Origin of the sequence: Flexivirga oryzae (assembly GCF_014190805.1) — a bacterium.
GTDB classification, from domain to species: Bacteria; Actinomycetota; Actinomycetes; order Actinomycetales; family Dermatophilaceae; genus Flexivirga; species Flexivirga oryzae.
The window spans coordinates 2,611,123-2,621,693 of the sequence record NZ_JACHVQ010000001.1; the positions used below are offsets into that span (position 1 = coordinate 2,611,123).

A 10,571-nucleotide genomic window follows, 5' to 3' on the forward strand; every position below is an offset into this window, starting at 1 on the left:
ATAGGCAACGGCCGGGTGATCTCCCGGTCAACGACTGGTCAAGAGACGGTGATGGCCTTGTGCAGCCGGACCACCATCTCCTCGTGCTCGGCAGGGTTCAGCACACCGGCGTCCACGACCGTCCGCATCGCGGGGACGTCGTCGTAGAAGGCCCGGAACGCCGTCGGCACCGTCACCCCGTGGGCAGGGGCGTCGCCGACCTGCACCGCATCGCCCGGTTGTATGACGCCGGGCGTCACAACCCGCAGGTATGCGCCCGAAAGACCGTGCGCGACATACTTCTTCAGCCAGCCGCGTTCGGCCATGTGCATCCGGAACGTGCCGCACGGGATGCGCGGCCCGGTCACCTCCAGCACCGCGGCGCCCACCGTCCACCGGGTGCCGATGACCGCGTTGTCCACGTCGATGCCGGTCGTGGTGAGGTTCTCGCCGAACATGCCGTTCTCCAGATCGCGGCCGAGGCAATCGCCCCACCAGTCCAATTGCTCACGTGCCACGGCGTAGACGGCCTGGTCGTCCCCGCCGTGGTGACGACGGTCGCCGATGAAGTCACCGATCACGCCGCTACCGAGACCGCCGTGCTTGGGACCCGGCGCTCGCACCCGGATCTCCGCGACGGGCTTCTTGTGGATGCCGGTCGGCGTCGACTTCGCCGAATTGCGTCGTGCGCGACCGACGTTCGTGGACAGGACCAGTCCGGGACCGTCCGATCGCTTCGATACGCTCCCCCGCTGCGCTCCTCCACTACTCACCGAACGCTGTACCTCACTCCCCCGCTGCGCTCCTCCGCTACTCACCGATCGCTGTACCTCGCTCCCCCGCTGCGCTCCTCCACTACTCACCGAACGCTGTACCTCACTCCCCCGCTGCGCTCCTCCACTACTCACCGAACGCTGTACCTCACTCCCCCGCTGCGCTCCTCCACTACTCACCGAACGCTGTACCTCACTCCCCCGCTGCGCTCCTCCGCTACTCACCGAACTCTTCCCCCACCGCTCAACCGTCTGCGCTCGAAGACCACACGCCGATTGTCCCCGGACGAACAATCACGGTGCAACGCGCTTTCCGCCCGGCTAGCGTGCTGACTGTGACTGATGATCTCAACCGCACCCCGACCTCCGTCGACTCGATCGCCGAGACCTTCCACGAGAAGTCGATCGACCTGTCCCCGATGTGGGGCACCTACATCGGCTCCAGCGAGCGGCAGGACGAACTCGACGACTTCTCCCCTGCCGGCCTGGCCGAGCGCAACACGTTGCTCCGCGAAACCCTTGCCGCGCTGGACGACGCGACCGTGCAGGACGACGTCGACAAGGTCACCGTCGACGCGATGCGTGAACGGCTCGGCCTCGAGGTGGAAACCTACGACGCCTTCCTGCAGCACGCCGCTCTCAACGTGATCGCGTCCCCGTTGCAGGACGTTCGGGACACCTTCGACCTGATGCCCGCCGACACCTCCGACCAGATCGCGACGGTCGGCCGACGGATGCGCGCGATCCCGCAGGCGCTCGACCAGTGGTTCGAGTCACTGCACGTGGCAGCGGACAAGGGCATCGTCAGCCCGGTCCGCCAGGTGCGAGCGTGCATCCAGCAGACCAAGGACCACACCGCAGACGACGGCTACTTCGCGGACCTGAAGCGGCAACACCCCGAGATCGCCGACGACATCGACATCGCCGCGACGGCCTACGCCCGGGCGGGCGAGCGGCTGAGCGCCGAGTTCCTGTCGCTGGCACCGGAGTCCGACGCGTGCGGCAGGGACGCCTACACCCTCCACTCGCGCTACTTCCTGGGCTCCACCGTGGATCTGGAGGAGACCTACGCGTGGGGTCAGGAGGAACTCGCCCGGATCACCGCGCAGATGCAGCAGATCGCCGAGCAGATCAAGCCGGGCGCCTCGGTGAAGGAAGCGATGGCCGCCCTGGACTCCGACCCGGCATACATCCTGCACGGCACCGACGCCCTGCAACGCTGGATGCAGGGCAAGGCGGACGAGGCGATCGCCGCACTCACCGACACCCAGTTCGACATCCCCGTGCCGGCTCGCACCATCGAATGTTGCATCGCCCCAACCCAATCCGGCGGCATCTACTACACGTCGCCGAGCGAGGACTTCTCCCGACCGGGCCGCATGTGGTGGTCGGTGCCCAAGGGCGTCGATGAGTTCAGCACCTGGCGCGAGCTCACCACCGTCTACCACGAAGGTGTCCCCGGACATCACCTGCAGAACGGCCAGACGATCTTCCGCTCCGGCCTGCTGAACACCTGGCGCCGCCTCGGTGTCTGGTGCTCCGGCCACGGAGAGGGTTGGGCGCTGTATGCCGAGCGTCTGATGGACGATCTCGGCTTCCTGGAGGACCCGGGCAACAAGCTCGGCATGCTCGACGGCCAGTCGCTGCGTGCCGCCCGGGTCGTGCTGGACATCGGCGTGCACTGCGGCTTCGAGGCTCCCGCGGAGCTCGGCGGCGGCGAGTGGACCTACGACAAGGCGTGGTCGTTCCTGAACGCGCACTGCGACATGGCCGAGGGCTTCCTGCGTTTCGAGCTGGACCGCTACCTCGGCTGGCCGGGCCAGGCACCGTCGTACAAGATCGGCGAGCGCATCTGGATGCAGCTGCGCGACGAGGTCCGCGAGCGCGAGGGCGCCGACTTCGACCTGAAGGCGTTCCACCGCCGCGCGCTCGACATCGGGTCGGTCGGGCTCGACACGCTGCGCGGCGCGGTGCTCGGCACGTTGTAAACCGCGCTCCTGCAAGGATGGCGGCGTGCACATCGCCCTGCCGATCCTCCTGCTGACCGCCGCGGTGGTCGCCGTTGCGACCATCGCGCGTCAGGTGCGGCTGTCCGCGCCGCTGGTTCTGGTGGCCGTCGGCGCCGTGGTGTCCTTCCTGCCGTTCATGCCGTACCCGTTCGAGGTCGACCCCGAGATCATCCTGCTCGGCTTCCTGCCGCCGCTGCTCTTCTCCGCCGCGACCAACACCTCGCTGATCGACCTGCGCCGGGAGAAGCAGCAGATCCTGCGGCTGTCGGTCCTGCTGGTGCTGTTCACCGCGTTCGGGGTCGCCCTGGTGGTGTGGAAGCTGCTCGACATACCTTTCGCGGCGGCCGTGGCGCTCGGCGGCGTGGTGGCGCCGCCCGACGCGGTGGCCGCGACCGCCGTCGCGCGCCGCATCGGGCTCCCGCGCAAGGTCGTCAACCTGCTGGAGGGCGAGTCGCTCTTCAACGACGCGACCGCACTTGTCACCGTCAACACCGCCAAGGGGCTCATCGCCGGCGGCGCCGGGGCGGCGACGATCCTCACCGCCGGGCGAGACTTCCTCTGGGCCTCGATCGGCGGCGCCGCCATCGGTTTCGTCGCCTACCTCATCGTGCGGTGGGTATGGCGACACGTCACCGACACCGTCACCGTCGTGGCGATCAGCTTCCTCAGCCCGTGGGTCGCGTACCTGCCGGCCGAGGAGGCACACGCCTCCGGTGTCATCGCCGCGGTCGTCTGCGGCGTCGCGTCCGGGCACGCGGCACCCGTCATCCAGACCGCCCAGTCCCGTGTCGCCGAACGCCTCAACTGGGCGTCGATGACCTTCCTGCTGGAGAACATGGTCTTCCTGCTGATCGGCCTGCAGACGCGCACCATCGTCGACGGTGTGCGCGCCTCGGACAGCGGCACCGGGCGCACCGTCGCGATCGCCGTCCTCGTGCTGCTCACCGCGATGCTGCTGCGACCGGTCTGGTTCCTGCTCATCGACATCGTCGGCCGATGGCGCGGCTGGACCCACAGCTCGCTGACCGGCCGGGAGACGATGATCGCGTCGTGGGCCGGCATGCGCGGCGTGGTCACCCTGGCCGCCGCGTCACTGCTCCCCCGCGACACCCCCGAGCGGGAGGCGATGATCTTCATCGCCCTGGTGGTCACCGTCGGCACCCTCGTCATTCAAGGCTTCACGCTGGGAACCGTCGCGCGGCGACTCGACCTGCACGGCCCGGACCCGCGCGAGGACGCGCTGCAGACCGCCCAGCTGATGCAGGCGGCGATCACCGCGGGCAACCGTCGCCTGGAGCAGGAGCTTGACGACAGCGAGGTCGAGGTCCCCGAGCAGGTCCTGGACACGCTGCGCAACCAGAGCGCACGCCGGGCGAACCTGGCGTGGGAGCGGCTCGGCCGCAGCGACGACGTCGCCGAAACCCCCTCCGACGCCTACCGGCGGCTGCGTTCGGCGATGTTGCGGGCCGAGCGGGACAAGGTCATCAAGCTGCGGGACAAGGGCGTCATGGACCACGAGGTGCTGCAGGAAGCGATGCAGCTGCTGGACGTCGAGGAGTCGATGATCGCCCGCGCCGACGCCCAGGACCGCGAGCTCAGCGAGCGCCTGCTGCTCACACCCGAGGAGCGGCAGTTCGGCTGCGACCACCTCGCCAACGCGCCGTTCACCATCGACCCGCAGACACCGGACGGCTGCGCCGAATGCCTCCGGGACGGCACGGTCTGGGTCCACCTGCGGCTGTGTATGACGTGCGGTCACGTCGGCTGCTGCGACTCCTCGATCGGCAAGCACGCGACCGGACACCACGAGGAGACCGGTCACCCGGTCATGCGGTCCTTCGAGCCCGGCGAGGGCTGGCGCTGGTGCTTCGTGGACGGTGTCCTGGGCTGAATGCTCGGTCCGGGCGAGCCCTGGTCCCTGGGTAGACTCGCCCGTCGTGACCGTCGCGCTGATCCTGGCCTCCGCCTCCCCCGCCCGCCTCACGACGCTCCGCTCCGCCGGCGTCGAACCCGAGGTGATGGTGTCCGACGTGGACGAACCGGCGGCCATCGCGCGGGCCGAGGAGGGCATCGGTGGCACGCTCGCCAGTGACGAGGTCGCTCTGCTGCTCGCCCGGTCCAAGTGCGAGGACGTCGCCGCGGCAACCGATGCCGATGCGCTCGTCCTCGGCTGCGATTCGGTGCTGGAGTTCGGCGGTGAGACGTTCGGCAAGCCGGCCGACGCCGCCGAGGCGACGACCCGCTGGCAGCGGATGCGCGGCCGGTCGGGCACGCTGCACACCGGTCACTGGCTGATCGACGCCCGGGAGGAGTCGACGGGCGCTACCTTCGGGGTGGTCGCGTCCACGGTCGTGCACTTCGCCGACCTGTCCGACGCCGAGATCGCGGCGTATGTCGCCACCGGCGAACCGCTGCGGGTCGCCGGTGCCTTCACGATCGACGGCCTCGGCGGCCCCTACGTGCGGCGCATCGAGGGCGACCATCACAACGTCGTGGGGCTCAGCCTGCCGGTGCTGCGGGACATGTTCGGCGAGGTCGGGGTGACCTTCGACCAGGTGCGCGGCTGACGCCTCACAGGGTCTCGGCGGCACCGCCGGGGGCGTTGCTGACCGCCGAGATCCGCATCAGTCGCGGGAAGCCGAGCACCAGCAGACCGGACACGACCAGCAGCCCGGCGAAGATCTCCATCGCCTCCCTGCCACCGATCGTCCCGATGAGTAGGCCCATCACCGCCGGCGCGAGCGCTGTCAGCACGAGCGACAGCACGTTGTCGGCGCTCAGCACCCGGCCGAGCCGATCAGCAGGGGTCTTCGCGGTGAGCACCGCGACCACCGCCGCGTTGCACGGCGCAAGGAGGAAGGTCGCACACGCCATCAGCAGCATGAGCAGGATCGGCGCCTCCACGAACGCCATACCGGCGAACGCGATGGCACCGATCACCGGGGTGAGCAGCATCAGCACCCCCACGCTGAGGCGCTGCAGGATGCGCGCCGACAGCAGCGACGCGACCAGCATGGACAGCGCCATCGAGCTCGAGACCGCACCGATCCAGGTGGTGTCGGTACCTCGCTGCTGCATCGTGATGGTCACCGACACGACCAGCCCGGTGCCCACGAAGTTGAGGAAGATCGACAACAGGGTGATGGTCCGCAGCAGGTCGTCACCGAACAGGAAACGCAGGCCGGTGCGGATCGACGGCACCAGCGCCTCACGGTCCTCCGCTGCTGCGCCCGGGAGTGGCGTGCGCACACGCGACGCACACACGATCGCGACCAGGTAGCTGATCACGTCGGCGACCATCGGCAGGCCACGCGCGATCCCGAAGAGGAAGCCCCCGATCGGCGGTCCCGCCAGGCCGGCGGTCGCCGACCGCACCTGATTGTTGACGGCTGCGCGCGGAATGTCCTTCCTGCGCACCACGTGACGCACCGCAACCTGCTCGGCGGGACTGTAGAAGCCGTTGGCGACCCCACCGCACGCTGCGGCGATCATCAGGTGCGGCACGGTGATCCGGTCGGCGAAGGCGGCGATCGCGACGGTGAGATAGGAGACCGCCCCGAGCGCAGCGGCGGCGATCATGGTGCGTCGCCGGTCCCACCGGTCGACCAGTGCGCCGGCCGGCAGCCCGATCAGCACCAGGGCCATCGTCGTCGCACCGGCGACCAGGCCGACCGCGAGCGGGCTACCCGTCGCTGCCAGCGTGATCAGCGGGAAGGCGATGCTGCTCATCCGGCTGCCGAGGCTGGACACCGCACCGCCCGCGATGAGGTAGGCGTAGTCCCTGTTCCTGCGCAGGGGGAGGCGCGCCGCGTCGTCGGTCCACACCGTCGCGCGCCCCCTCTCGTGCACTGTCACGACGCTCCACCCTGCCATCCTGCGGACGGCAGTTGTGCCAGCGGAAGGTAATGGTTTGGTCACAGCGCGATCTCGACCGTCACCACAGCCCCACGAGCCCCCGTGCGCCAGTAGCGTCCGCACTGACCGTGAATGACTGCTTGCGTTGAAGGAGCACCATGTCGATGACATCTCCCCGCACCAAGCTCACCTCGGACCAGCGCAACGCGTTCGCCGCCGCCTACCTCGGCTGGGCAATGGACGCCTTCGACTACTTCCTGGTGGTGCTCATCTATGCGCAGATCGCCAAGGACTTCGGCAAGTCGCTGACCGAGATGTCGCTGATCACGACGATGACGCTGATCATGCGACCGGTCGGTGCGTTCATCTTCGGGCTCTGGGCGGACCGGGCCGGACGGCGCATCCCCCTGATGGTCGACGTGTCGTTCTACTCGGTGATCGGGTTCCTGTGCGCGTTCGCCCCGAACTTCTGGGTACTGATGGTGCTGCGCATGCTCTACGGCATCGGGATGGGCGGCGAATGGGGCCTGGGCGCGGCGCTGGCGATGGAGAAGATCCCGACGAACCGGCGGGGCTTCTTCTCCGGTGTCCTGCAGGGCGGCTACTCGATGGGCTACCTGATGGCGTCGCTCGCGTTCCTGGTCGTCAACACCTGGTGGGGCCTCAACTGGCGCTGGATGTTCGCGCTGTCGATCGTGCCCGCGCTGATCTCGCTGATCATCCGCTCGCGTGTCGAGGAGTCGGAGGTATGGCGGGAGAGCCAGCAGCGTTTCCGGCAGACGACGACGAGCGTCGCCGACATCGTCAAGAACCCGACGATCTGGAAGCGCTTCATCTTCCTGGTGTTGCTGATGACCGCGTTCAACTGGATGAGCCACGGCACCCAGGACGTCTACCCGACCTTCCTGAAGGAGACGACGGACCACGCCCTCGGCTTCGCCAAGTCCACGGCGACCTGGATCGCGGTGGTCTACAACATCGGGGCGATCATCGGTGGTGCGATCGCCGGCGCCCTGTCGGAGCGGTACGGACGCAAGACCATCATCATCCTGTGCTCCGTGCTCGGCCTGCCGATCGTGCCGCTGTTCGCCTACTCGACGTCGCTGGGCATGGTCATCCTCGGCTCGTTCCTGATGCAGGTGATGGTGCAGGGTGCGTGGGGCGTCATACCAGCGCACCTCACCGAGATGTCACCCGACGAGATCCGCGGGTTCTATCCGGGTGTCACCTATCAACTCGGCAACTGTCTCGCCGCGTTCAACCTGCCGATCCAGGAGTCGCTCGCGTCGTCGCACGGTTACCCGTTCGCGCTGTCCGCGACGATCATCCCGGTATTCATCGTGGTCATCATCCTGACGCTGTTCGGCAAGGAACAGAAGGGAATCCACTTCGGCACACGCGATACGAGCGTGGTCGCCGAGTCCACCGCTTGACTTCGAGCGCGCTCGAGGTCACAGGATGGTACCCATGATCACCTGTGCCACCTGTGCGGTGGAGTATGACGAGGCCGCGGCCGATCGCGACTGCCCGATCTGCGCCGACGAACGACAGTACCTGCCGGTCGGGGGCCAGCTCTGGACCGATCTGGCGAAGCTGGCCGCCGACGGCAACCGGGTCGAGGTGCTCGACCTGCGACCGGGACTGACCGGCCTGCGGACCGAGGTCGGCATCGGGCAGACCGGGCTGCTGGTGCAGACACCGGAGGGCAACCTGCTGTGGGACCCACCGGGTTTCCTCGACGAGGAGGCCGTCGCCGCGGTGGCCGAGCGCGGCGGGATCCGGTGGATCGCGGCGAGCCACCCGCACATGTTCGGGGTGCAGTTGCAGTGGTCGGCGGCGTTCGACGACGCACCGGTCTACGTCAACGCCGCGGACACGCAGTGGCTGGGCCTGCGTGGTGCGGCGATCACCGAATGGACCGATGAGTTGCACCTGGCCGACGGGCTCACGCTGCACCGCGTCGGCGGGCACTTCCCCGGCAGTGCGGTGGCGCACTGGTCGGCGGGTGCGGACGGACGCGGCACGCTGCTCAGCGGTGACACGATCATGCCGAACCCGGATCACCGCACGGTCAGCTTCATGCGCTCCTACCCCAACCTGATCCCGTTGTCCGGCAACGTGGTCCTGCGCATCGCGGAACGGGTGAAGCCGCTGGCGTTCGACGAGATCTGGAACAACTTCGGTGTCGCGGTGCCGACCGACGCGGCTGCCGCGGTGCAGCGTTCGGCGCAGCGGCACGCCGCGTGGGTCCGCGGGGACTTCGACCACCTGACCTGAGGCGTCACGCCGCGGCGGCGTCGGGCTGGGGACCCTGGTCCACCGGCGGCACGTCGGCCAGCAGCGGCATACGACGCAGCGGCCCGACGAGCCCGACCACGAGCGCGCTCAGCAGGGCGAGTCCGCCGAGCACGACGAGCGACACCTCGCCGTTCCACCACTCCACGAACAGGCCGCCGACGACGGGTGCGAGCGGTGACATCGCCATCAGCGTGGTCATCAGGGCGCTCTGCACCCTGCCCTGCATCGCTTCCGGCGTGATCAGCATGACGTAGGTCATGAAGCCGGCGTTGACTGCCGGGATCAACAGGAATCCGACCGCGAGCAGCACCAGCAGCACCGGGTAGCTGTGCACGAATGCACACGCCACCAAGCACGTCCCGAGCAACACCGTGCCGACGATCAGCGCGCGCCCGGCGGCCAGCTTCTTCAGTACGATCGCGGACAACAGCGCGCCGACGATCGTCGCGACCGCGATCGCGGTCTCCGCCAGCCCGATACCCACGGGTCGGACACCACGTTCCTGCAGTACGACGATCAGCACCAGCAGGAACCCGTTGACCGCGAAGTTGAGCAGGGTCGCGACGACCACCACCGGTCGCAGCACCTCGTGACGCCAGACGAACTTCAGACCGGATCGCATTGCCTGCAAAGGCGGTTCGTGCTCTCCACCTTCGGGCCGCGGCGCCGGGAGCGGGGTGCGGACCAGCAGTGCAGCGGCGGCGGACACCACGTAGGAGACGACGTCGGCGAGCACCGGGAGCGAGCGGGAGACCGAGAAGAGCAACCCGCCCAGCGGAGGTCCGATCAGCCCGGTCACGCCCTGGCGGCCCTCGACGGCCGACATGGCGGTGCTCAGGTCCGGTGCCGGCACCACCGCTTTGGTGGCGAGCGTGTCCGCCGGGCCGAACACCGACTCCGCGGCACCGACGACCACACCGGCGACCACGAGGTGGGCGATGGTGAGCAGATCGGCGGCGTAGGCCACTACGACCGTCGCGTAGGCCGCCGCCGCGACGAGCGCCGACCAGACCATCGCCTGCCGTCGGTTCCAGCGGTCGACGAAGGCCCCGGCGGGCAGCCCGGCGACCACGAGCCCCGCGACCACGGCTCCCCCGACGAGTCCGGCGAGCGCCGCACTGTGAGTCATCCACAGGGCGAGCAACGGGAACGCCAGCCCGCTCATCCGGGAACCGATGCCGTTGAGCGTGTTGCCGACCACCAACAGCTGGAAGTCCCTGTTACGCCAGAGAGCCGGGCGTTTCGCGTCGGTCGGCAATTCGTCGCACATCGCGTCCCCCGGTGATGTCATGGGAACAGCCTCCTCCAGCCACAATTTTTCACAACTGAATTTGCGCATCATCGGTGCCCCGCTGGACGAGGTCCTCGGCGTCGGGGAGACCACGGATCGAACCGCCCCACGCGGCCCGGCAGAGGATCAGTAGGCTGCTGCTCGCGACAGGTTCGCGTCATACCGAGTGATCGGTGTGCGCGTCGCAAGAGGGAACCCGGTGCGAGTCCGGGACTGCCCCGCAGCGGTATGTGAGAACGACCTCCGTCACACGCACTGGCCACCAGCCGGGAAGCGACGGACAGTAGGCGCCTTTCGACGGCCTGCTCACGAGTCCGAAGACCTGCCTGTCGCCCGAGCCCGAACCCGGGCACGGCCGATTCTGTG

8 protein-coding genes and 1 riboswitch are annotated in these 10,571 nt (G+C 68.6%); of the genes, 5 read left to right on the forward strand and 3 right to left on the reverse strand.

Annotated features, from left to right (window positions below):
* Positions 1 to 38: 38 nt before the first annotated feature.
* Positions 39 to 752, reverse strand: a complete 714-nt coding sequence (locus tag FHU39_RS12335; RefSeq protein WP_343065847.1) for an MOSC domain-containing protein — start codon at positions 750 to 752, stop codon at positions 39 to 41.
* Positions 753 to 1,081: 329 nt separating this feature from the next.
* Here FHU39_RS12335 and FHU39_RS12340 point away from each other — a divergent pair, with 329 nt between their 5' ends.
* The 3 genes from FHU39_RS12340 to FHU39_RS12350 are packed head-to-tail and all read left to right on the forward strand — an operon-like array spanning position 1,082 to position 5,328.
* Entirely contained in the window at positions 1,082 to 2,740 is a 1,659-nt protein-coding gene (locus FHU39_RS12340) for a DUF885 domain-containing protein (protein ID WP_425484784.1), read from the forward strand.
* Positions 2,741 to 2,765: 25 nt separating this feature from the next.
* Complete coding sequence (locus tag FHU39_RS12345; protein WP_183320650.1) at positions 2,766 to 4,652, forward strand: Na+/H+ antiporter; 1,887 nt, start codon at positions 2,766 to 2,768, stop codon at positions 4,650 to 4,652.
* A gap of 46 nt (positions 4,653 to 4,698) precedes the next feature.
* Positions 4,699 to 5,328: a Maf family nucleotide pyrophosphatase gene (locus FHU39_RS12350; protein ID WP_183320651.1), complete on the forward strand. Its 630-nt coding sequence runs from the start codon at positions 4,699 to 4,701 to the stop codon at positions 5,326 to 5,328.
* A 4-nt stretch (positions 5,329 to 5,332) separates the two neighbouring features.
* Here the strand turns inward: FHU39_RS12350 and FHU39_RS12355 are convergent, their stop codons facing one another.
* The gene (locus FHU39_RS12355) at positions 5,333 to 6,616 is read right to left on the reverse strand and encodes an MFS transporter (RefSeq protein WP_183320652.1); all 1,284 of its coding nucleotides are present in this window, start codon (positions 6,614 to 6,616) and stop codon (positions 5,333 to 5,335) included.
* 164 nt (positions 6,617 to 6,780) lie between these two features.
* Here FHU39_RS12355 and FHU39_RS12360 point away from each other — a divergent pair, with 164 nt between their 5' ends.
* Both FHU39_RS12360 and FHU39_RS12365 read left to right on the forward strand, forming a co-directional pair.
* Positions 6,781 to 8,049 carry an MFS transporter gene (locus tag FHU39_RS12360; RefSeq protein ID WP_183320653.1) on the forward strand — a complete coding sequence of 423 codons (1,269 nt, stop codon included), beginning with the start codon at positions 6,781 to 6,783 and terminating at the stop codon, positions 8,047 to 8,049.
* Between the two features lie 34 nt (positions 8,050 to 8,083).
* Positions 8,084 to 8,893: an MBL fold metallo-hydrolase gene (locus FHU39_RS12365; RefSeq protein WP_183320654.1), complete on the forward strand. Its 810-nt coding sequence runs from the start codon at positions 8,084 to 8,086 to the stop codon at positions 8,891 to 8,893.
* Between the two features lie 4 nt (positions 8,894 to 8,897).
* On the opposite strand, the gene FHU39_RS12370 is transcribed toward FHU39_RS12365, so the two are convergent.
* Positions 8,898 to 10,205 (reverse strand): MFS transporter, encoded by a 1,308-nt coding sequence (locus tag FHU39_RS12370; RefSeq protein ID WP_183320655.1) that lies wholly within the window; start codon positions 10,203 to 10,205, stop codon positions 8,898 to 8,900.
* Between the two features lie 131 nt (positions 10,206 to 10,336).
* Positions 10,337 to 10,549, forward strand: a riboswitch (cobalamin riboswitch).
* Positions 10,550 to 10,571: the final 22 nt, after the last annotated feature.

Bases quoted from the DNA above. Each gene is read 5' to 3' on its own strand.
- FHU39_RS12365 (WP_183320654.1), top strand. From the start codon at position 8,084: ATGATCACCTGTGCCACCTGTGCGGTGGAGTATGACGAGGCCGCGGCC.
- FHU39_RS12360 (WP_183320653.1), top strand. From the start codon at position 6,781: ATGACATCTCCCCGCACCAAGCTCACCTCGGACCAGCGCAACGCGTTC.
- FHU39_RS12370 (WP_183320655.1), bottom strand. From the start codon at position 10,205: ATGACATCACCGGGGGACGCGATGTGCGACGAATTGCCGACCGACGCG.